Source organism: Pantoea rwandensis, assembly GCF_000759475.1.
GTDB classification, from domain to species: domain Bacteria; phylum Pseudomonadota; class Gammaproteobacteria; order Enterobacterales; family Enterobacteriaceae; genus Pantoea; species Pantoea rwandensis_B.
The window spans coordinates 2,019,153-2,041,760 of the sequence record NZ_CP009454.1 but is presented as its reverse complement, the minus strand read 5'-3'; the positions used below and the strand labels follow the sequence as shown (position 1 = coordinate 2,041,760).

Here is a 22,608-nt window from a genome sequence, read left to right as displayed (position 1 = left end):
TTCGTGCATGACACTGGAAATATTAACCTCACAGGATCGACCGCAAAGAAAATGGCTCAACGTACTGTTTCTGGGTGCTTTGGCCTTTTTACTGACGCTATTTTGTCTCGAACTGATTGTGGTCAGCGGACGTATTTCCCCACTTTGGTACTCTACCGCCCTGATGACGGTAGTGGTATTCCGCGCCCCCTCAAAACATGTGCCGTTGTTGCTGCTAAGCTGTGTCATTGGCACCTCGCTGGCCAACTTAATCGTCATTGGTCCGGCGCTAAGTAACCTTAAATTTGCCATCCTGAATATGGTGCAGGCCATTCTCGGGGGTTTGATGCTGCGCGCACTGCTGGATCGCAGAAATCCCCTGAATTCGCTACTCGATTGGGTGCGATTCGCCTTATGCGCCGGTTTGATTGCCCCCCTGATTGGCGGTGTGGTGGCAGTATGGATGCTGCATGTGGGCCATCGCGCGTCTCTGCCCTTCTTTTCGACCTGGGTGATCTCCGAGGTGATCGGCGTACTGGCATTTGGCCCCGTGCTGTTACTGTGGCCCAATAAGCCACTGCGCCAATTAATCAGCCCCGGCCATCAGCTGGAAACCCTGTTGACCCTGATCGTCACCCTGCTCGCCAGTTACTTATCGCTGCGATTTCTGCCGTGGCCGTTCACTTTTATCGTGGTGATCCTGTTTTGGTGCGCCGTGCGGCTACCGAAATTCGAAGCCTTTGTGCTGTTCTTCCTGAATGCGAGTTTCATCTCGATTCTGCTGGCGTTTAACTTTGTTAATCTGGCGCAAAACGGCTTGTTGCTCGGCCAGGTCAGTACCTGGCTGCCGTTCTTGTTAGTGCTCCTTCCCAGCCATGTCATGGCGCTGGTGATGGATGCGTTCCAGCGCGAAAAGCATCATATCAGCGAGAGTGAAACCCGCTTCCGTAATGCAATGGAGTACTCGGCGATTGGCATGGCGCTGGTGTCGCCCAACGGTGGCTGGCAGCAGGTCAATCAGTCGCTGTGCCACACGCTGGGCTTTCCGGCTGACGAACTGAAAAAACTCACTTTCCAGCAAATTACCCATCCCGACGATCTCAACAGCGACCTGCAACAGCTGGAACGTCTGGTGGCGGGTGACATCATGACTTACACCATGGAGAAGCGCTATTTCCGCAAAGATGGCGAAATCGTCTGGGCGCGCCTGACGGTTTCCATGGTGCGCGATGCTGAATACCAGCCGCTCTATTTTATTGCGCAGATAGTCGATATTTCTGAACTCAAACAGAGTGAACAGGTGAATCGCCGCCTGATGGAACGCATCACGCTGGCTAACGAGGCGGGCGGTATCGGCGTGTGGGAGTGGAACCTGTTGAGCGGCGAAATGCTATGGGATAAACGCATGTATGAACTGTTCGCGCTCGGACCCCATCAGGTGCCCACCTATGACCTGTGGCTGCATCTGTTGGATCCCGCCGAGCGTGAAAACGCCGCGCTGACCGTGCAGCAGGCGATCGAACGGCGCAGCGCTTTCCACCTGGAATATCGCGTCAATCTGCCCGGCGGCCCGCGCTATGTGCGCACCGAGGCAAACCGAATTCTCAGTCAGGATGGTCAAATCGAGCGCATGCTCGGCATCTGTCAGGACATTACCCCTCTGCGCGCGCTCAACGAAGCGCTGTTCCAGGAAAAAGAGCGGATGGCGATCACCCTCGATTCGATTGGCGAAGCGGTGATCAGTACCGACGATGAGATGCGCGTGACCTTTATGAACCCGGTGGCCGAAACGCTGAGCGGCTGGCCGCAGGAAAAAGCGGCGGGAGTGGCGTTAAGCGAACTGTTAAATATCACGCGCGGTGCTAACGGTCCGCGCGTAGAGAATTTGCTGCTGTGTAACTTACCGGGAGAAAAAACCTCACCCGATCTGGAAGAAGAGCTGGTATTGCACACGCCCGAGGGTGTGCAGGTGGAAATTCACTACAGCATTACCTCATTGAAAACCCTCACCGGTGCCAGCATCGGTGCGGTGATGGTTATCCAGGATGTCAGTGAATCACGCAAAATGATGAAACGCCTCAGCTACAGTGCTTCGCACGATATGCTGACGCGGCTACCGAATCGCCATAGCTTTGAACAGCAACTGAAAAGCGTGGTGAACGATGCTGCGGCCAACAACACTCAGCATGTGCTGGTGTTTATCGATCTGGATAAATTCAAAGCGGTGAATGACAACGCAGGTCATGCGGCAGGTGACGCCCTGCTACGTGAACTGGCGGAGTTGATGCAAAAACACCTGCGCAGCAGCGATATGCTGGCGCGTTTGGGTGGCGATGAATTTGGCGTGCTGCTGCCGAACAGTCACGTTGACCAGGTGCGCGATGTGGTTCAACGCATTGTCACTTCGGTCAACGAATACACCTTCCTGTGGCACGATCATCCTTATCAGGTGGGCGCCAGCGCCGGGATGACACAGATTGATCAGCACAACTGCATCCGCAATGTGGTGATGTCACAGGCGGATGTCGCCTGCTACAGCGCGAAACATGCGGGCCGTGGTCAATATCACGTTTATCAGGAAGTACAAATGTGATCATTGCCAGTCCGCGCTGGCTGCGCTAAAGTCGCCCCCTTTTTTTCTGGCATGGGGGATAAAATGTTCATTGGATTCGATTACGGCACGGCCAACTGTTCTATCGCGGTCAGCGATAACGGTACACCGCGCCTGCTGACACTGGAGAAGGGTCAGCGCCTGCTTCCCTCCATGATTTGTGCACCCACGCGTGAAGCGATCAGCGAATGGCTGCACCGCCATCATCAGGTGCCGACACCGGACACCGAGGGTACCGCGCTGCTCCAGCGTGCCCTGCGCTATAACCGCGAAGAAGATATCGAAGTGACCGCGGCAAGCGTGCAGTTCGGCCTGACCGCGCTGCAACAATATATGGTGGATCCGGAAGAAGTGTGGTTCGTGAAATCACCGAAATCTTTCCTTGGCGCCAACGGCCTTAAACCACAGCAAATCGCCTTCTTCGAAGATCTGGTGTGCGCCATGATGCTGCACATTCGCCAGCAGGGCGAAACCCAACTAGACCGTCCGATTGAGCAAGCCGTGATCGGCCGCCCGATCAACTTCCAGGGCCTTGGCGGCGAAGAGGCAAACCAGCAGGCGCAGGGTATTCTGCTGCGTGCGGCGAAGCGTGCGGGTTTCCGCGACGTGGAATTCCAGTTTGAACCGGTTGCCGCCGGGCTGGACTTTGAAGCCACGCTGGAGAAAGAGACGCGTGTGCTGGTGGTGGATATCGGCGGCGGTACGACCGACTGCTCGATGCTGTTGATGGGCCCAGAGTGGCGCAATAAAACCGACCGTCGTGAAAGTTTGCTGGGCCACAGTGGTTGCCGCGTGGGCGGTAACGATCTCGACATTATCCTCGCGTTCAAAACCCTGATGCCTCTGCTGGGTCTCGGTGGTAACACGCAAAAAGGCACCGCCCTGCCCGCACTGCCGTGGTGGAATGCGGTGGCGATTAACGATGTTCCGGCGCAAAGCGACTTCTACTCTGCCGCGAGCGGTAAATTGCTGCGCGATTTGATTCGCGATGCCGAGCAGGGCGATAAAGTGGCGCACCTGCTGAAAGTGTGGCAACAGAAGCTAAGCTATCGTCTGGTGCGTGCCGCTGAAGAGAGCAAAATCGCGCTGTCCGAGTTGCCGGAGACCGAAGCGTCACTGGCGTTTATCGCCCAGTCATTGCAGGCTGAAATCAGTGCCGCCCAGCTGGAAGAAGCCATCAACCAGCCACTGGAACGTATCCTCGAGCAAGTGCATCTGGCACTCGCCACCTGTGAAACCAAGCCGGAAGTGATTTACCTGACCGGCGGCAGCGCACGGTCGCCGGTGCTGCGTGCGGCATTACAGCAAGCATTGCCAGACACGCCGATTGCCGGTGGCGATGACTTTGGCTCGGTCACCGCCGGTCTGGCGCGCTGGGCAGAAGTGATGTTCCGTTAATCGCTACCGCGACCTGCTCCATCGCTTACCGCTGAATTGACTGACTCGCTGGCAGAGGCGAATGGCGTTGTGGCGCTATAGGTAAGCGACAAAAAAATGGCGGCCCATCTGGCCGCCATTTTCATGTGCATCCGCGAATCAGAAGTTAATATTCGCCGCGATGCCACCGACAAACGCATCTTTCACTTCGCTCACTGCACCCGGCGCCACCACATACTGCAGGTTCGGACGCAGCTGCAGCCATTTGGTCAGCTGAGCATTGTAATAGATCTCATAGTTATACTCCGAGCCATCCTGAATCGGCAGATAGGTCGGGCTGTTGAAGTCAGTTTCGCCGTTAGCGTTGTTCTGCTCACGCAGCGAACGGGTATAGGCGCTGTTAACGTGAATACGCGCCGCACCGACACCGATTTCATCCTGTGGACGCGCATCAAACGGCCCTTTCCAGGTGAAACTGATGGACTGGTAATTGTCGGTTTTCGACGTTTTGTGGTCGTTCATCACCGCCTGCACCGTCACACCCAAACCACGGCTGGCGTCCCCGCCTTGCGCTGTCAACTGCTGTTGCAACAGCACATAACCGCCGTAGGCGTGATCCTGGCTCTGATAAGCCCCATCGCGCCAGCTGCCGTAGTTATCGCTGTTGGCAGACGAGTAGTAATACCCGATACGGTAGTTACCCGGCAGTTTGTCGGCACCGAAAGTCGGTTTCCAGCCCAGTTCCACCGGCACCATGTTGCCTTCAGAGTTGCTGGTATCCAGACGGAAGCCATCGCCGCGATCGTAGTTAGCGCTGTTCTGGTTATAGAAGCCGACCTGGAAGAACACTTCCGGTGTGATGTTGAATTTCACACGACCGCCCCATTGGGAGACAGGCCAGTTGAACCAACGATCGCCACGCCAGTTACCCGCCTGACCACTACCAAAAGCAAGGTTCTGGAACTTACTGTCAAAGTTATCGAAGTCTTCACCCACGGTGACGCGGCCGGCTTTCAGGTTTACCGCGTCATCAAACAGGCCTTTACTCAACCAGAACTGCGTCAGGCGCCAGGTTTGTCCACGGCCGTATACTTCCTGCGTTGAAGAGAGCATGCCGGTACGACGGTCGGCGACCTGATCGGAGATGTTCTGGCCATTACGGTCAGTGATGGTCATCTGGAATTGTGCATCCTGCCAGTTCAGCAGTTTTTCCAGGTCAAAGTTGGCGCCAAACGCCCACTGATCGCTGTAGCGCATGGATGTGTTGGTATCCGCGCCGCCGCCCAGGTTAGAGGCGCTCTCCATGGTGTAGTTGACGTCGAATTTAATGCCGTCTTTTTCCAGCTGCGTTCAGGAACCACCCCAATCGCCAAACATGTAAGGTGAGTCATAGCTGAATGCATCAGCCGCCATTGCTGATGTACTCAACATCGCAAACATCAGGGTGCCCGCTGCCAGACGGGGCATATGCTGCACTGCTTTTTTTCTGTTCATGATCATTATTCTTTTGTGATGTTACGGGAAAGGATCGAACAGAGGATAGTGCTGGCGTTATGTCAATTTTTGCAAATATGTGCGCACTGATTGGAAGGGTGATAGTTAATTAACGCAACTGTGACAAGGGTCTATGAATGAATATCTTTTTACAGAAATGGCATTTTTTGCATGGCAAAAAAACAAAATAAAGCGGGACGCCGTCGCGTCCCGTGTGGATTACAGCTTACTGGCGCTCGCCAGTTCCTCGATCTCTTGCTTACTCAACTCTAATTCGGTGGCTTTCACCAGCTCATTAATCTGTTCCAGCGAGGTCGCACTCACAATCGGTGCGGTGATGCTCGGACGGGCAATCTGCCACGCCAGAGCCACCTGCGTCGCTGACGCATCATGCGAAGCCGCGACATCCTCCAGCGCTTCAATAATGCGCTTGCCGCGCTCATTCAGGTACTTCTCAACGATGCCCTGCCCGCGTTTACTTTTGCTGGCGTCTTCCGGCTTTTTGTATTTGCCGCTCAGGAAGCCACTGGCCAGTGAGTAGTAGTTAATCACACCGAGGCCATTTTTAACCGCCACCTGCTCCAGCCCGCTTTCATACTCCTGCCGGTCATACAGATTGTATTCTGGCTGCAGCGTTTCATAGCGCGCCAGCCCCTCTTTCTTGCTGATATCCAGCGCTTCCTGCAAGCGTTTTGCGTTGTAGTTGGAGGCGCCAATCGCGCGCACTTTTCCCTCTTTAATCAACGAATCAAAAGCTTTGAGGGTTTCAACCAGCGGCGTATCCTGGTCGTCGCGGTGCGCCTGATAAAGGTCGATCACATCGGTTTGCAAACGACGCAGCGAATCTTCCACTGCCTGACGGATGTAAGCCGGTTTTAGCCCGGTTTTCTCCGGAGACAGTTCCATCCCCACCTTCGTCGCCAGCACGATACTGTCGCGCTTGCCGCTTTTTTTCAGCCATTTACCCATGATGGTTTCAGACTCGCCCCCTTCATTACCGGGTGCCCAGCGCGAATAAACGTCCGCAGTATCGATAAAGAACAGCCCTTTTTCCACCAGCGCGTCGAGCAGTGAGAACGAGGTTTTCTCGTCGACTGTCCAGCCGAAAACGTTGCCGCCAAAAGTGAGAAGCGGAACCTGAATACCACTGTCGCCAAGCTGACGGGTTTTCTGTTGACTCATTTTGTTCTCCTTATTGAAACGAGACATGACTGCCTTTGAGCTTAGCAAATGAAATCGCTGCGCTTATGCGTTTTCCTGCCAAAATGTTTACGTAATTTGACAACTCCCTTCTCTAGAGAAAGGGGATGCTTGTTTCACAAAGTCGAACCTTGACACCGAAGAAGGCATCAAGGATTTACAGACTCTCCGCAAGCAAACCCCGCCAGCCCGGCGGTTTTGATATTGATAGCCGCATTAACGTCACGATCATGTTTAGCGCTGCATTCAGGGCATTGCCAGTGACGAACATTAAGAGGCAGGGATTTGGATATATAACCGCAACAACTACAACGCTTTGAGGATGGGAAATACTGGTCAATTGCGACCAGCGACCTCCCCGACCATTCAGCTTTATACTCAAGCTGCCGCACAAATTCGCCCCAGCTTGCGTCTGATATGTGCTTAGACAGTTTCGGGTTGCGGATCATGTTTTTTACTTTCAAGGATTCGACGCAAACAACTTGGTTTTCGTTAATCAGTTTGCGGGACAGCTTGTGCAGGTTATCCAAACGGCAATCAACAATTTTAGCGTGGATGCGGGCGACTTTGGCGCTGGCTCTGGCGCGATTCTTTGAGCCTTTTTGCTTCCTGCTCAATCGACGCTGTAGCAGAGCTAATTGCTTCGCATATTTAGCGGTATGACGGGGATTGCCAGTTTTGAATCCAGTATCAGTTACGAACAAATCATGTAAGCCAACATCAATGCCGACCGTACAGGCGGTGATCGGCAGTGATACAGGCTTAAATTCACAAAGGCATGACACAAAATATCGCCCAGCAGCATCTTTGGAGATCGTGACGGTGGAAGGTACAGACGGTAATGGACGCGACCAGCGCACGTCTAAATGCGTTTTACTCTTTGCCATATACAACTTACCCTCGCGGTATTTAAACGCGCTGGCTGTCAATTCCGCCGACTGTTTATGGCGTTTACTTTTAAAGACTGGGTAGGCGGCTCGCCCGGCGAAAAAGTGAGAAAAAGCGGTCTGTTGGTGGCGTAGCGAATGCTGGAGAGGAACGCAGGAAACATCTTTCAACCAGGAAAATTCTGGCTCCTTTTTAAGGGCGGTTAACCGGGCATTAGCCTGAACATAGCCAATCTTTTCCTGTCGCTCATAATAAGCATCGGTGCGCCAGCGAAGGATTGAATTATAGACGAAACGCACGCAGCCGAACGTTAGAGCCAATAGCTCAACCTGCTCGGGAGTTGGGTAGAACCTGTATTTAAATGCGCGTTTGATGGTTTCACATAATATTGAGAAAAATGTGAAAACACAAAAGATGTTAGGTTGGTAAGCTTCCCCTTACCCCCCCGTCGTGAAAGGATGGGCTTTACAGGAACATTCAGATGAATACTTAGCCTGCCAGGGGCGATATTCTTAATTCCTTCAATTTTTGCCCGGTACGAGCGACTACAATCATTTCGTTTGCGAAACGGCCATTTTGCTTTCGCATTTGGGGAAAACGAAACCGCTGGAGAGCACGCAAGCAGATGAACAGTCGACTGAAAACAAGCCTGATAACTATCGTCGCGGTCGCCGCACTGGCCGGTGGATATTACTGGTGGCAGCATCCTGCGGAACCGAGTAAACAGCCGCAAGCCGAGGGCCAACAGCATCATGGTCGTGGCGCAGGCGGCGCCAATCGCCGTCCTCTGGCACCGGTGCAGGCGGCTGCCGCAACCACGCAAAGCGTGCCCTACTATCTCAGCGGACTCGGCACTGTGACCGCCGCGAATACCGTCACCGTACGCAGCCGCGTTGACGGTCAGCTGATGGCTTTACATTTCCAGGAAGGCCAGCAGGTGGCCGCGGGTGCACTGCTTGCCGAAATCGATCCCCGCCCTTATCAGGTCGCGTTAATTCAGGCCCAGGGCCAGCTGGCAAAAGATCAGGCCACGCTCGCCAATGCGCGTCGCGATCTTAGTCGCTATGAAAAACTGGCGAAAACCTCACTGGTGTCGCAGCAGGAACTGGACACGCAACGCTCGCTGGTGAGTGAAACGCTGGGCACGATTAAAGCCGATGAAGGTAACGTCGCCAGCGCGCAGCTTAATCTCACCTACAGCCGCATTACCGCGCCGATCGCCGGTCGCGTCGGGCTGAAGCAGGTTGATGTCGGTAATTACATCACTTCTGGCGATACCACTGGCTTAGTGGTGATCACCGAAACCCATCCGATTGACGTGGTGTTCAGCGTCGCCGAAAACAACATTAGCCAGATTCTCAAGGCACAGAAAAGTGGACAGCCGTTGATTGTCGAAGCCTGGGATCGCAGTAACAAAACCCTGCTCACCAGCGGCACGCTGCTCAGCCTCGATAACCAGATTGATGCCACCACCGGCACCATCAAACTCAAAGCGCGCTTCGATAATCAGGATGATGCGCTGTTCCCCAATCAGTTCGTCAACGCGCGCCTGAAAGTGGACACGCTGCAGGATGCGGTGGTTATCCCAACGGCTGCGCTGCAAATGAGCAACGACGGCCACTTTGTCTGGGTGGTCAATAGCGAAAACAAAGTGAGCAAGAAGCGCGTGACGGCGGGCTTGCAGGACAGCCAGAAAGTGGTGATCAGTGCCGGGCTCGACGCCGGTGAGCGCGTGGTTACTGACGGATTGGACCGTCTGACCGAAGGTGCCACTGTTGAAGTGGTATCACCGCAAAGTACTGCCACACACAGCACGCGCGCCGCCCAGCCTGCGCGCGGAGAGCGTCAATAATGCAGGTGATGCCCCCAGACAGCAGTGGCGGCCCGTCACGCCTGTTTATTCTGCGCCCGGTGGCGACCACACTGCTGCTGATTGCCATTCTGCTGGCAGGCGTGCTCGGTTACCGCTTTCTGCCGGTATCGGCGCTGCCCGAAGTGGATTACCCGACGATTCAGGTGGTCACGCTCTATCCCGGCGCCAGCCCGGATGTGGTGACGTCCTCGATTACCGCCCCGCTTGAGCGCCAGTTCGGCCAGATGTCAGGGCTGAAGCAGATGGCATCGCAGAGTTCCGGCGGTGCCTCCGTAGTGACCTTGCAGTTCCAGCTTTCCCTCTCTTTGGATGTTGCCGAGCAGGAAGTACAGGCGGCGATCAACTCTGCCACCAATCTGCTGCCCAGCGATCTGCCCAACCCGCCGGTTTACAGTAAGGTCAATCCTGCCGATCCACCGATCATGACGCTCGCCGTCACCACCACCAGCATGCCGCTGACGCAAGTGCAGGACATGGTCGAAACGCGCGTGGCGCAGAAAATTTCGCAGGTCACCGGCGTGGGCCTGGTGACGCTATCCGGCGGACAGCGCCCGGCGGTACGCGTGAAAATGAATACCCAGGCGCTGGCCGCATTAGGCTTGACCAGCGAAACCGTGCGCACCGCGATCACCAACGCCAACGTTAACTCCGCCAAAGGTAGCCTGGATGGCCCAACGCGCTCAATTACGCTGGCGGCCAATGACCAAATGACCTCGGCCGAAGATTACCGCAAGCTGATCATCAGCTATAACAACGGCGCGCCGGTACGCTTAGGCGATGTCGCCAGCATTGAACAAGGTGCGGAGAACAGCTGGCTCGGGGCCTGGGCTAACCGCCAGCAGGCAATTGTGCTCAACGTACAGCGCCAGCCGGGTGCCAATATCATCGCCACCGCTGACAGTATTCGTACGTTGCTGCCCTCCCTTACCGCCACACTGCCCAAATCGGTGGACGTGAAACTGCTCACCGACCGCACCACCAATATCCGTGCATCGGTGGCGGATACCCAGCACGAATTAATGCTGGCGATTGGCCTGGTGGTGATGATCATCTATCTGTTTCTGCGTAACGTGCCTGCCACCATCATCCCGGCCGTGGCGGTCCCGCTGTCGCTGGTCGGGACGTTTGCGGCGATGTATTTCCTCGGTTTCTCGATCAATAACCTGACGCTAATGGCACTTACCATTGCCACCGGCTTTGTGGTCGACGATGCCATCGTGGTGATCGAGAACATCTCGCGCTATATCGAAAAAGGCGAAAAGCCGATGACGGCGGCGCTGAAAGGCGCGGGCGAAATCGGCTTCACCATTATCTCCCTCACCTTCTCGCTGATTGCAGTGCTGATCCCGCTGCTGTTTATGGGCGATGTGATTGGTCGCCTGTTCCGTGAGTTTGCGGTGACGCTGGCAGTGGCGATACTGATCTCCGCCGTAGTATCGTTGACGCTGACGCCGATGATGTGTGCACGCATGCTCAGCGCCGAATCGTTGCGCAAACAGAATCGCTTCTCGCGAGCCAGTGAAGCGATGTTTGATCGGGTGATTGCTGGTTATGGCCGCTGGCTAACCCGCGTGTTGCAGCATCCGTGGATCACCTTATCGGTGGCGCTCGGCACCCTGCTGCTGACAGTGTTGATGTGGATCGCCATCCCGAAAGGCTTTTTCCCGCAGCAGGACAACGGCATTATTCAGGGCACCTTACAGGCGCCGCAGTCGGTGTCGTACAGCAGCATGGCGGATCGCACGCGCGATGTGGCGTCGATCATCATGAAAGACCCGGCGGTGCAGAGCATGACGTCGTTTGTCGGCGTCGATGGTACCAATGCGGCACTGAACAGCGCGCGCTTGCAGATCAATCTCAAACCGCTCAGCGAGCGTGATGACCGCATTCCCGCAGTGCAGAAACGCCTGCAGCAAGAGATTGATAAAGTGCCCGGCGTCTCACTGTGGCTGCAGCCCGTGCAGGATTTGACCATTGAAACCCAGGCGAGCCGCACGCCGTACCAGTTCACGCTGCAATCGGGCTCGCTGGAATCACTCAGCACCTGGGTACCGAAGCTGCTGACACAACTCAATAGCTTGCCGCAGCTGCGTGACGTCAGCAGCGACTGGCAGGATCAAGGGCTGGAAGCCTTTATCCGTGTCGATCGCGATAGCGCCAGCCGCCTCGGTATCACCATGGCGGATGTCGATAACGCGCTGTACAACGCCTTCGGTCAACGATTGATCTCCACCATTTATACCCAGGCCAATCAGTATCGCGTGGTGCTGGAGCAGAACAATGAGCAAACGCCGGGGCTGGCCAGTCTCGACGGTATTCGACTGACCAGCACCGACGGCGGCAGCGTTCCGCTCAGTGCCATCGCGCAGATCGAAGAGCGTCATGCGGCGTTGAGCATTAATCACCTCGATCAATTCCCGTCAGCCACCTTCTCGTTTGATGTCGCCGAAGGCTATTCGCTGGGCGAAGCGGTGAAAGCCATCAGTGCAGCCGAAGATCAGGTCGGCATGCCGGCCGAAATGATGACGCAGTTCCAGGGCAGCACGCTGGCGTTTGAAGCGGCGCTCACCAGTACCGTGTGGCTGATTATCGCGGCGGTGGTGGCGATGTATATCGTGCTCGGCGTGCTGTATGAGAGCTTTATCCATCCGATCACCATTCTCTCCACGCTGCCAACAGCGGGTGTGGGCGCGCTGCTGGCGCTGATGCTGAGCGGCAATGAGCTGGATATTATCGCCATCATTGGCATTATCTTGCTGATTGGTATCGTGAAGAAAAACGCCATCATGATGATCGACTTTGCGCTGGCCGCCGAGCGTGAGCAAGGTATGGCACCGCGTGACGCGATCTATCAGGCCTGTTTACTGCGTTTCCGTCCGATTCTGATGACCACCATGGCGGCACTGCTCGGTGCCTTGCCATTGATGTTGAGCACCGGTGTTGGCGCTGAACTGCGCCATCCTTTAGGCATTGCCATGGTCGGCGGCTTGATCCTCAGCCAAATCCTGACGTTGTTTACCACGCCAGTGATCTATCTGCTGTTTGACCGACTGGCCCACGCCACGCGCCGTCGCTTTAAGCGTTCTGAGGCGCAGCCGTGAAGTTCTTCGCACTGTTTATCCATCGGCCAGTGGCGACCACGCTGCTGACGCTGGCGATTGCGCTGGCCGGTATTCTCGGTTTCCGCCTGCTGCCGGTGGCCCCGCTGCCGCAGCTGGATTTCCCGGTGATCGTGATTACCGCTTCGCTGCCCGGCGCGTCACCTGAAACTATGGCGGCTTCGGTCGCCACGCCGCTGGAACGTTCGCTGGGGCGCATTGCCGGTGTCAGTGAAATGACCTCCACCAGTTCACTCGGCAGCACGCGCGTGATTCTGGTGTTTGATTTTGACCGCGACATCAACGGCGCAGCGCGTGACGTGCAGGCCGCGATCAACGCCGCACAAAGCCTGCTGCCGACCGGCATGCCGAGCCGTCCGACCTATCGCAAAGCGAACCCGTCAGATGCACCGATCATGATCCTGACGCTGACCTCGGACATTTATAATCCCGGTCAGCTGTATGATTACGCTTCAACGCAACTGGCGCAGAAGTTGTCTCAGATTCAGGGCGTCGGTGATGTGACCGTGGGCGGCAGTTCGCTGCCTGCGGTGCGCGTCGATCTCAACCCGCAGGCATTGTTTAACCAAGGGGTATCACTGGATGCGGTACGTACCGCCATCAGCAACGCCAACCAGCGCCGTCCGCAAGGGGCGATTGATGATGTGCAGCAGCGCTGGCAGGTTCGCACCAACGATGAACTGCAAACCGCCAGCGAATATCAGCCACTGGTGGTGCATTACAGCAATGGCGCAGCCGTCCGCCTGAGCGATGTCGCCAACGTGCAGGATTCGGTGCAGGACGTGCGCAACGCCGGGATGACCAATGGCAAACCGGCGGTGCTGCTGGTGGTGCGCAAATCGCCGGATGCCAACATCATTGAAACCGTGGACCGAATTCGCAGCGAGATGCCGCTACTGCATGAAGTGATCCCCGCCGCCATCGATTTACAGATCGCTCAGGACCGTTCCCCCACCATTCGCGCCTCGCTGCAGGAAGTGGAGCAGTCATTGATGATTGCGGTTGTGCTGGTGATTCTGGTGGTGTTTGTTTTCCTGCGGGATGGACGCGCCACCTTAATCCCTGCCGCCGCCGTGCCGGTTTCGCTGATTGGCACTTTCGCCGCCATGTATCTGTGCGGTTTTAGCCTCAACAACCTGTCGCTGATGGCACTCACCATCGCCACCGGATTTGTCGTCGATGATGCGATTGTGGTGCTGGAAAATATCGCGCGTCACGTTGAAGCAGGGATGAAACCGCTACAGGCGGCGCTAACCGGCGTGCGCGAAGTGGGCTTTACCGTGCTGTCGATGAGTCTATCGCTGATTGCCGTGTTCCTGCCGCTGCTGATGCTGGGCGGAATTATTGGGCGCTTCTTCTCGGAATTCGCCATCACGCTGTCAGTGGCGATCCTCATCTCGCTGTTTATCTCCATCACACTGACGCCGATGATGTGCGCCTACCTGTTGAAACCGCAGGAAAAGCGCAGCCAGCCGCGCACGCGGGGTTTTGCCAAAGTGATGCTGAGTGTGCAAAACGGCTACGCGCGCTCGTTGGGATGGGTGCTGAACCACGCCATCTGGGTACTGATGCTGCTGCTCGCCACCGTTGGGTTGACCGTGTATCTGTTTATCTCGATCCCCAAAACCTTTATGCCGGAGCAGGACACCGGACGACTGAACGGTTTTATCTCGGCAGATCAAAGCATTTCGTTCCAGGCGATGCGCGGCAAGCTGCAGGACTTTATGAACATCATCAAGGCCGATCCAGCAGTGGATAACGTCACTGGCTTTACCGGCGGTTCGCGCACCAACAGCGGTTCGATGTTCGTCTCGCTCAAGCCGCTGTCGGAGCGCAGTGAAAACGCCCAGGAAGTGATTGCGCGCCTGCGCACCAAGCTGGCGAAAGAGCCTGGCGCCAACCTGTATCTCAACGCGGTGCAGGATATTCGCATCGGTGGACGTGAATCCAATGCCAGCTATCAGTACAGCTTGCTGTCGGATAATCTCGCCGACCTGCGTGAGTGGGAGCCGAAAATTCGTCAGGCGTTTGCCGCGTTGCCGGAGCTGGTAGACGTGAACTCCGATCAGCAAGACAAAGGCAGTGAGATGGATCTGACCTACGACCGTGAAAGTATGGCGCGGCTGGGCATTGAGGTTTCGACCGCCAACGCGCTGTTGAACAATGCTTTCGGTCAACGGCAGATCTCTACCATTTATCAGCCGCTGAACCAGTACAAGGTGGTGATGGAGGTCGATCCGCGCTACACCCAGGATATCAGTGCGCTGGATCAGATGTTCGTGATCAACAGTGATGGCAAAGCGATCCCGCTCAGCTGGTTCGCCCAATGGCAGCCCGCCAATGCGCCGCTGTCGGTGAACCATGAAGGTTTGTCTGCCGCTTCAACGATTTCGTTCAACCTGCCGGAAGGCGTGTCGCTATCTCAGGCTTCAGAGGCGGTTGAACGCACCATGACGGCGCTCGGTGTGCCCTCCAGCGTGCGCGGCAGTTTTGCCGGCACCGCGCAGGTGTTCGAGCAGTCGCAATCCAATCAGCTGTATCTGATGCTGGCAGCGATTGCCGCGGTGTATATCGTGCTGGGGATTTTGTACGAGAGCTATGTGCATCCGCTGACCATCCTCTCGACTTTGCCCTCGGCGGGCGTCGGGGCGCTGCTGGCGCTGGAACTGTTTAATACGCCGTTCAGTTTAATTGCGTTGATTGGCATTTTGCTGCTGATCGGCATCGTGAAGAAGAATGCCATCATGATGGTGGATTTCGCGCTGGAGGCACAGCGCAACGGCAATCTCAGCGCGCGTGACGCGATCTTCATGGCGTGTCAGCTGCGCTTCCGCCCGATTCTGATGACCACGCTGGCCGCGCTGTTTGGTGCACTGCCGCTAGTGTTGACCAGCGGCGATGGTGCTGAACTGCGCCAGCCGCTGGGCATCACTATTGCAGGCGGATTGGTGATGAGCCAGCTACTCACGCTCTACACCACGCCGGTGGTGTTTCTGATGATGGATAAGCTGAGTCGACGTAAAAAAACGGCATTGATTACCGAATGACCATGCTATACACCTTTGCTACATAGCATAAAGCGAGTAAACTTTATCCAGTCACTATGAAGGAGGTTTATATGTCTCAAGGTACCGTGTTTACCAATAATCGTACGCAAAACGTGCGTATTCCTGCTGACATGCGCTTTCCAGACAACGTGAAAAATGTCACGGTGCGTGCGATTGGCAAAGAGCGCATTCTCACACCTATAGAAAACGCCTGGGATAGTTTTTTCCTCGGTGGCCCCAGCGTAAGTGATGATTTTATGAATGAGCGTGCGTCACAGGAGCAATCTGACAGGGAAGATTTTTAATGCATCGCTACATGCTGGATACCAACATCGTCATCTATGTCATTAAACGCCGCCCGATTGAGGTTCTTGAACGCTTTAACGCCAACGTCGGGCGCATGGTCATCTCTTCAATTACGCTTGCTGAACTCGTTCATGGCGCGGAAAAAAGTGCTTTTCCTGAAAGGAATTTACGCACGGTTGAAGACTTCATTTCGCGTCTGGACGTGCTCAGTTACGATCAAAAGGCAGCATTTCATTACGGCTCGATCCGCGCTGAGCTTGAAAAGAAAGGCACACCCATTGGTCTGAATGATTTGCACATCGCTGCACATGCGAGAAGTGAAGCGCTAACACTCATTACCAACAACCTGCGCGAATTTTCACGGATGAACGGGTTAATCAGCGAAAACTGGCTTTAACACAACGGTACTCTCCATGAACTCGCAAAATGCCACCGTGCGCTGGCAACTGTGGATCGTCGCCTTCGGCTTTTTTATGCAGGCGCTGGATACCACCATCGTGAATACCGCCATTCCTTCGATGGCGCGCGATCTCAACGTTAGCCCACTCAATATGCACTCGGTGATCGTGTCGTATGTGCTCACGGTGGCGGTGACACTACCGATCAGCGGCTGGCTGGCGGATCGCTTCGGCGTACGCAACATTTTCTTCTGCGCCATTGTGCTGTTCAGCATCGGATCGGTGCTGTGCGCCTTCTCCACCTCACTCGATCAACTGGTGATGGCACGTGTGGTGCAAGGCGTGGGCGGTGCGATGATGGTGCCGGTAGGGCGTTTGACGGTGATGAAAATCGTGCCGCGCGAACAGTACATGTCGGCGATGACCTTTGTCACCACGCCCGGGCAAATCGGTCCGCTGCTCGGCCCGGCGCTGGGTGGGATATTGGTGCAGTACGCCAGCTGGCACTGGATTTTCCTGATCAACATTCCGGTGGGGATTATCGGTGCGATTGCCACCCTGATGCTGATGCCGAATTACACAATGCAAACCAAGCGCTTTGATTTCCTCGGCTTCGTGCTGCTGGCGGTTGGCATGGCAACGTTGACGCTGGCGCTCGACGGCCAACGCAGCACCGGCGGTTCCCCGCTGCTGCTCGGCCTGTTGATTCTGGTCGGTGTGTTCTCCCTGCTGTTCTACCTGATGCACGGCCGCAATAACGACAATGCGCTGTTTAGCCTCAAGCTGTTCGACAACCGTATTTATTCGATTGGCCTGCTCGGCAGCTTCACCGGCCGTATCGGTAGCGGCATGCTGCCGTTTATGACACCGATCTTTCTGCAGGTGGGCCTCGGCTACAGCCCATTCCACGCCGGATTGATGATGATCCCGATGGTGCTGGGCAACATGGGCACCAAACGCGTGGTGGTGCGCATCGTGAATCTGTTCGGCTACCGTAATGCGCTGGTCGGTGCGACAGTCGCGCTGGCGCTGGTGGTGTTGCTGTTCCCGGCCGTGGCGCTGCTCGGTTGGGTGTGGATGCTGCCAGTGGTGCTGCTACTGCAAGGAATGGTGAATGCCATCCGCTTCTCCTCAATGAATACTTTAACGCTGAAAGAGTTGCCGGATGATTTGGCCTCCAGCGGCAACAGCCTGCTCTCGATGATCATGCAGTTGTCGATGAGTATTGGCGTCACGGTGGCCGGTTTACTGCTGGGTGCCTTCGCACACGGTGCCGTGACCAACAGCGCCGCCGCGCATCAAACCTTTATTTATACCTATCTGTGCATGGCGTTAGTGATTGTGTTGCCGGCACTGGTGTTCTGGCGCGTACCAAAAGATGTGAGTAAGAACGTGGATCTCAGAGGCAGGAGAAAAGCATGAAGCAGCCGGTGAAACTCGGCATTGGCGCCAAGCTGTTTGTGGCGATATTTTCCACCTGCATGCTGGTGATCATCACCATGCACTGGGGCGTGCGTCTCAGCTTTGAGCATGGCTTTGTCGATTACATCAAAAAAGGCAATGAGCAACGCTTAACCCTGCTGAGCGATGCACTGGCGGATCAGTACGAGCAGCACGGCGACTGGGATTTCCTGCGGAACAACGATCGGCTGATTTTCACCATTCTGCGTTCGATGGAACAAAATCCCGGCAGCAGTACGCAGCTACCGCCACACGGCTGGCGCACTCAATTCTGGATTATTGATCAGCAGTATAAAGTGTTGTCCGGGCCGCACTCGCCGGTGCCGCCGGAAGGCACCCGTCGCAACATCACCACCAGCACGGGCAAAGTGGTGGGTTGGGTGATCGCCTCGCCCGCTGAGCGGCTAACGCGCAGCACCGATATCAACTTTGACCTGCAGCAGCGGCGTACCAGCTGGATGATCGTCACGCTCACCACGCTGCTGGCGGCGCTGGTCACCTGGCTGCTGGCGCGTGGCTTGCTGGCCCCGGTGAAACGGCTGGTGGATGGCACCCACGAGCTGGCGGCAGGTAAATTTTCCACACGAGTGGAAGTGGGCAGCAGTGATGAAATCGGCCAGCTGGCGCGCGATTTTAACCAGCTCGCCAGTTCGCTGGAAAAGAACGAAAGTAACCGCCGCGCTTTTATGGCCGATATCTCCCACGAGCTGCGCACGCCGCTGGCGATCATGCGCGGTGAGCTGGAAGCGATGCAGGATGGTGTGCGCAAGCTGACGCCGGAAGCCATCACCTCACTGCAGAGCGAAGTGGTGGTGCTGACCAAACTGGTGGACGACCTGCATCAGCTGTCGTTGTCTGACGCGGGCGCCCTCGCCTATCGTAAACAGCCGGTGGATGTGGTGAATCTGTTGGAAGTGGTGGCAGGCAGTTTCGGCGAGCGCTATCGCAGCCGGGAGTTGACGCTCACTCTCGCACTGCCGCCCAAAGCGGAAAGCTTTGGCGATCCCGATCGTTTAATGCAGTTGTTCACGAATCTGCTGGAGAATAGCCTGCGTTACACAGATGCCGGTGGCGAAGTACGGGTCAGCCTGCAGCAACACGGCAAATACTGGCAGTTACGCTTTGCGGATAGCGCGCCTGGCGTGGACGCTGAGCATCAGGCACATCTTTTTGAGCGTTTTTTCCGCGCTGAAAGTTCACGCAATCGCGCCAGCGGCGGCTCTGGATTGGGTCTGGCGATCTGTAAAAACATTGTTGAAGCACACAGCGGCAGCATTTCTGCGGATCACTCTGATTTAGGTGGGCTGCAAATCGCGCTAAACTTGCCGTATGTTCCTCACCAGAAATAGCTTATGAGCCCGGATAATCACGATCCACTGATCCTTGTTGTTGAAGATGAACCCAAACTGGCGCAGCTGATGATTGATTATCTGCAGGCGTCCAACTATCGCACTCACCATATTGCGGATGGCAATGAGGTGCTGAGCTATGTGCAGCACTCGCCGCCAGATTTGATGCTGCTGGATTTGATGCTGCCGGGCCGTGATGGCTTAACGCTGTGCCGCGAGATCCGCCGTTTCTCTGAGCTGCCGATCATCATGGTCACCGCGCGCACCGAGGAGATTGACCGCTTGCTGGGGCTGGAGATTGGCGCAGACGATTACATCTGCAAGCCTTTCAGCCCGCGTGAAGTGGTGGCGCGTGTGAAAACCATTCTGCGCCGCGTGAAACGTTCGCCCGAAGAGGCGCAACTCGCCTCGCATCTGCTGATTGATGAAGGGCGTTTTCAGGCCAGCTGGCGTGAACAGCAACTGGAACTGACCCCTGCTGAATTCCGCTTGCTGAAAACCCTGGCGCTGGAGCCGGGTAAAGTGTTCTCGCGCGAACAGTTGCTGAACCATCTTTATGACGATTATCGCGTGGTCACCGACCGTACTATCGATAGCCATATCAAAAACCTGCGTCGTAAGCTGGAAAATCTCGATGCGGAGCAGCCGTTTATTCGCGCGGTGTACGGCATGGGTTATCGCTGGGAAGCGGACGTCTGTCGCCTGATGTAGCGCTTAGCTTGATGTAGATCAATTTACTTCAGCGGCGGCCCTGCCTACAATTCCCCACCTTTTGCAGGGCCGTTTGATGCGGCTCGTGCACCTGCCATCGCCGATGGCATGCTGACCTGACATCAGTGAGATTTCCCTCCATGTTTAAACCTGAACTCCTTTCTCCAGCGGGATCGCTGAAGAATATGCGCTATGCCTTTGCCTACGGCGCTGACGCCGTGTATGCCGGTCAGCCGCGCTACAGCCTGCGCGTACGCAACAATGAATTCACCCACGAAGTGCTGGCCAAAGGCATTGAAGAAGCCCACCAGCTGGGTAAGAAATTCTACGTGGTGGTGAACATCGCGCCGCATAACGCCAAGCTGAAAACCTTTATCCGCGACCTGACGCCGGTGGTGGAGATGCAGCCCGATGCGTTGATCATGTCCGATCCCGGCCTGATTATGCTGGTGCGCGAAGCCTTTCCTGAGATGCCGATTCATCTGTCAGTGCAGGCAAATGCAGTGAACTGGGCGACCGTGAAGTTCTGGCAGCAGATGGGGCTGACCCGCGTGATCTTGTCGCGCGAGCTGTCGCTGGATGAGATTGCTGAGATTCGCCAGCAGGTGCCAGAGATGGAAATTGAGATCTTCGTGCACGGCGCACTGTGCATGGCCTATTCCGGCCGCTGTCTGTTGTCGGGTTATCTCAACAAGCGCGATCCTAATCAGGGCACCTGCACCAACGCCTGCCGCTGGGAATATAAAGTAGAAGAAGGCAAACAGGATGAGGTGGGCAATATTGTCGGTTTCCATCAGCCGGTTGAGGTGCAGGAGCCCACGCTGGGCGTTGGCGCAACGACCGACCGCGTATTTTTATTAGAAGAGAAGATGAAGCCCGGTGAAGTGATGAGTGCCTTTGAAGATGAGCACGGCACTTACATCATGAACTCAAAGGATTTGCGCGCGGTGGCCCACGTCGAGCGCCTGAGCCAGATGGGCGTGCATTCATTAAAAATTGAAGGCCGTACCAAATCTTTCTATTACTGTGCTCGCACCGCGCAGGTATATCGTCGCGCCATCGATGATGCGGCAGCCGGTAAGCCGTTCGATCCGGCGCTGCTGGAGACGCTGGAAGGTCTGGCGCATCGCGGCTATACCGAGGGTTTCCTGCGTCGTCATACTCATGACAGTTATCAGAACTATGAGCAGGGTTTCTCCGTTTCCGAACGCCAGCAGTTTGTCGGGGAATTTACCGGTGAGCGTCGCGGTGACTGGGCGCAGATCGCGGTGAAGAATAAGTTTCTGCTCGGGGATTCCGTGGAGATCATGACGCCGCAGGGCAATCTGAACTGTACGCTGGAATCGATGCAAAATGATAAAGGCGCGGCGGTGGAGGTGGCACCGGGCGATGGACATCGCGTGTGGATCCCGGTACCGGAATCGGTGGATCTGGCCTTTGCCTTGTTGATGCGTAATTTTACTGATGGCAACAGCACCTACGATCCGCACGGAAAAAAGCGCACATAATGAAAAGAAAGGCGCGAAGTTAGAACAGGATCACAGACCGCCACTGCGCCTCGCTTTAGAATCCCGCCTGCTGCTAACGAGTAACAATAAACAGCAGGTAGTACCAGGAACCACCTCATTCACCCGCCCGGCTCCCCCGTGCGGGTTTTCTTTTTTTCATCGCCCGCCGATAAAGTTCCCCGTCCAGCTATGCTATAACCACTGCATCGTATTTCGCCTCAAGGAACTGATTATGCAAAACAAACCACTGACGCTGCTGATCCTCAATGGAAAAGGCGCGGGCAATGAAGATTTGCGTGCGGCGGTTAATACGCTGCGTGAGGAAGGCTTTAATCTGGCGGTGCGCGTGACCTGGGAAAAGGGCGACGGCGACCGTTACGTGCAGGAAGCGGTGGCGTTGCAGGCTGAAACCGTGGTCGCCGGTGGCGGCGATGGCACCATCAATGAGATTGCCACAGCGCTGGCGGCGGTGGCTGAAGAGCAACGTCCGGCGCTGGGTATTCTGCCGCTTGGCACGGCCAATGATTTCGCCACCAGCGTCGGTATTCCAGCGGAGATGGAACCGGCACTGCGTCTGGCGGTGTTGGGCAAAGCCAGCGCGATTGATTTGGCGCGCGTGAATGGCGATCGCTATTTTATCAATATGGCGACCGGTGGCTTTGGCACGCGTATCACCACGGAGACGCCGGAGAAATTGAAATCGGCTTTGGGCGGCGTGTCGTACTTTATTCACGGTTTGATGCGGGTGGATGCGCTGAAGCCGGATAGTTGTGAGATCAGCGGACCGGGCTTTGCGTGGCAAGGCGATGCATTGGTGATCGGCATTGGTAATGGTCGTCAGGCGGGTGGCGGGCAGAAGTTGTGTCCGGATGCGTTGATCAATGATGGGCAGCTGAATCTGAGCATTGTGACCGCGCAGGAGCTGTTGCCAACGCTACTGCATTCGCTGACGCGCAATGATGAGAACCCGAATATTGTCTCGGCGCAGTTGCAATCGCTACGCATTCGCTCCCCGCATGAGATGACGTTTAATCTGGATGGCGAGCCGCTGACCGGTAGTGAATTTGAAATTGAAGTGATGCCCGGCGCGCTGAGCTGCCGTCTGCCGCCGCAGTGCCCACTGCTGGCGTGATGTTTGTCAGTTGAGAGGCAGGTGATAAGAGCGGGTTGGTTGCCGGGGATGACGCAGTCTGGAGAGCTGGTGGTGATGGATTTTAGGGGGCCCGTGGTGTCGCCGTCTGGGGGCCGTTCTGGGCTTGGCGGTCCTCGCGCCGCTGACGCGGTACC

At 56.0% G+C, this 22,608-nt stretch carries 14 protein-coding genes and 1 pseudogene; 12 read left to right on the top strand and 3 right to left on the bottom strand.

All coding sequences use genetic code 11. The features are described from left to right. Nucleotides 1-7 precede the first annotated feature (7 nt). On the top strand, nucleotides 8-2,572 hold the full coding sequence (locus tag LH22_RS09300) for a diguanylate cyclase (RefSeq protein ID WP_052059381.1): 2,565 nt from the start codon (nucleotides 8-10) through the stop codon (nucleotides 2,570-2,572). 63 nt (nucleotides 2,573-2,635) lie between these two features. Continuing rightward, entirely contained in the window at nucleotides 2,636-3,988 is a 1,353-nt protein-coding gene (yegD, locus tag LH22_RS09295) for a molecular chaperone (protein WP_038645930.1), read from the top strand. A gap of 138 nt (nucleotides 3,989-4,126) precedes the next feature. On the opposite strand, the pseudogene LH22_RS09290 reads toward yegD, so the two are convergent. From LH22_RS09290 to LH22_RS09280, 3 genes and pseudogenes are all read right to left on the bottom strand, one after another. Next, nucleotides 4,127-5,467, bottom strand: a pseudogene (locus tag LH22_RS09290) (carbohydrate porin). 213 nt (nucleotides 5,468-5,680) lie between these two features. Beyond that, nucleotides 5,681-6,643 (bottom strand): aldo/keto reductase, encoded by a 963-nt coding sequence (locus tag LH22_RS09285; protein ID WP_038645927.1) that lies wholly within the window; start codon nucleotides 6,641-6,643, stop codon nucleotides 5,681-5,683. A 167-nt stretch (nucleotides 6,644-6,810) separates the two neighbouring features. Further along, nucleotides 6,811-7,923 carry an RNA-guided endonuclease InsQ/TnpB family protein gene (locus LH22_RS09280; protein WP_038645925.1) on the bottom strand — a complete coding sequence of 371 codons (1,113 nt, stop codon included), beginning with the start codon at nucleotides 7,921-7,923 and terminating at the stop codon, nucleotides 6,811-6,813. Nucleotides 7,924-8,174: 251 nt separating this feature from the next. Here LH22_RS09280 and LH22_RS09275 point away from each other — a divergent pair, with 251 nt between their 5' ends. The 10 genes from LH22_RS09275 to yegS all read left to right on the top strand — a co-directional run bounded on the left by LH22_RS09275 (nucleotide 8,175) and on the right by yegS (nucleotide 22,453). Continuing rightward, nucleotides 8,175-9,401, top strand: coding sequence for an MdtA/MuxA family multidrug efflux RND transporter periplasmic adaptor subunit (locus LH22_RS09275; RefSeq protein WP_038645922.1), 1,227 nt, complete (start codon nucleotides 8,175-8,177; stop codon nucleotides 9,399-9,401). After that, nucleotides 9,401-12,523, top strand: a complete 3,123-nt coding sequence (locus tag LH22_RS09270) for an MdtB/MuxB family multidrug efflux RND transporter permease subunit (RefSeq protein ID WP_038645919.1) — start codon at nucleotides 9,401-9,403, stop codon at nucleotides 12,521-12,523. The genes LH22_RS09275 and LH22_RS09270 overlap by 1 nt, the downstream gene beginning before the upstream one ends. Next, the gene (gene mdtC, locus LH22_RS09265) at nucleotides 12,520-15,588 is read left to right on the top strand and encodes a multidrug efflux RND transporter permease subunit MdtC (protein ID WP_038645917.1); all 3,069 of its coding nucleotides are present in this window, start codon (nucleotides 12,520-12,522) and stop codon (nucleotides 15,586-15,588) included. The genes LH22_RS09270 and mdtC overlap by 4 nt, the downstream gene beginning before the upstream one ends. Before the next feature lie 71 nt (nucleotides 15,589-15,659). Beyond that, nucleotides 15,660-15,893 carry a type II toxin-antitoxin system VapB family antitoxin gene (vapB, locus tag LH22_RS09260; protein ID WP_038645915.1) on the top strand — a complete coding sequence of 78 codons (234 nt, stop codon included), beginning with the start codon at nucleotides 15,660-15,662 and terminating at the stop codon, nucleotides 15,891-15,893. Next, on the top strand, nucleotides 15,893-16,291 hold the full coding sequence (gene vapC / locus LH22_RS09255; RefSeq protein ID WP_038645912.1) for a type II toxin-antitoxin system tRNA(fMet)-specific endonuclease VapC: 399 nt from the start codon (nucleotides 15,893-15,895) through the stop codon (nucleotides 16,289-16,291). The genes vapB and vapC overlap by 1 nt, the downstream gene beginning before the upstream one ends. 16 nt (nucleotides 16,292-16,307) lie before the next feature. Continuing rightward, a complete protein-coding gene (gene mdtD / locus LH22_RS09250) occupies nucleotides 16,308-17,714 on the top strand; it encodes a multidrug transporter subunit MdtD (protein WP_038645910.1) in 1,407 nt (468 codons plus the stop codon). Beyond that, nucleotides 17,711-19,102 carry a two-component system sensor histidine kinase BaeS gene (gene baeS / locus LH22_RS09245; protein WP_038645908.1) on the top strand — a complete coding sequence of 464 codons (1,392 nt, stop codon included), beginning with the start codon at nucleotides 17,711-17,713 and terminating at the stop codon, nucleotides 19,100-19,102. Before mdtD ends, baeS begins: the two co-directional genes overlap by 4 nt. 3 nt (nucleotides 19,103-19,105) lie before the next feature. Then, nucleotides 19,106-19,813 (top strand): two-component system response regulator BaeR, encoded by a 708-nt coding sequence (gene baeR, locus LH22_RS09240; RefSeq protein ID WP_038645906.1) that lies wholly within the window; start codon nucleotides 19,106-19,108, stop codon nucleotides 19,811-19,813. A gap of 140 nt (nucleotides 19,814-19,953) precedes the next feature. After that, nucleotides 19,954-21,321, top strand: a complete 1,368-nt coding sequence (yegQ, locus tag LH22_RS09235) for a tRNA 5-hydroxyuridine modification protein YegQ (protein WP_038645904.1) — start codon at nucleotides 19,954-19,956, stop codon at nucleotides 21,319-21,321. A gap of 232 nt (nucleotides 21,322-21,553) precedes the next feature. Continuing rightward, a complete protein-coding gene (gene yegS, locus LH22_RS09230; RefSeq protein ID WP_038645902.1) occupies nucleotides 21,554-22,453 on the top strand; it encodes a lipid kinase YegS in 900 nt (299 codons plus the stop codon). The last annotated feature ends 155 nt before the right edge of the window (nucleotides 22,454-22,608 follow it).

Excerpts from the sequence above, each read along its gene's own strand:
- yegQ (WP_038645904.1), top strand. The coding sequence starts at position 19,954 with ATGTTTAAACCTGAACTCCTTTCTCCAGCGGGATCGCTGAAGAATATG.
- yegS (WP_038645902.1), top strand. The coding sequence starts at position 21,554 with ATGCAAAACAAACCACTGACGCTGCTGATCCTCAATGGAAAAGGCGCG.
- vapC (WP_038645912.1), top strand. The coding sequence starts at position 15,893 with ATGCATCGCTACATGCTGGATACCAACATCGTCATCTATGTCATTAAA.
- baeR (WP_038645906.1), top strand. The coding sequence starts at position 19,106 with ATGAGCCCGGATAATCACGATCCACTGATCCTTGTTGTTGAAGATGAA.
- vapB (WP_038645915.1), top strand. The coding sequence starts at position 15,660 with ATGTCTCAAGGTACCGTGTTTACCAATAATCGTACGCAAAACGTGCGT.
- LH22_RS09275 (WP_038645922.1), top strand. The coding sequence starts at position 8,175 with ATGAACAGTCGACTGAAAACAAGCCTGATAACTATCGTCGCGGTCGCC.
- mdtD (WP_038645910.1), top strand. The coding sequence starts at position 16,308 with ATGAACTCGCAAAATGCCACCGTGCGCTGGCAACTGTGGATCGTCGCC.
- LH22_RS09300 (WP_052059381.1), top strand. The coding sequence starts at position 8 with ATGACACTGGAAATATTAACCTCACAGGATCGACCGCAAAGAAAATGG.
- LH22_RS09285 (WP_038645927.1), bottom strand. The coding sequence starts at position 6,643 with ATGAGTCAACAGAAAACCCGTCAGCTTGGCGACAGTGGTATTCAGGTT.
- yegD (WP_038645930.1), top strand. The coding sequence starts at position 2,636 with ATGTTCATTGGATTCGATTACGGCACGGCCAACTGTTCTATCGCGGTC.
- LH22_RS09270 (WP_038645919.1), top strand. The coding sequence starts at position 9,401 with ATGCAGGTGATGCCCCCAGACAGCAGTGGCGGCCCGTCACGCCTGTTT.
- baeS (WP_038645908.1), top strand. The coding sequence starts at position 17,711 with ATGAAGCAGCCGGTGAAACTCGGCATTGGCGCCAAGCTGTTTGTGGCG.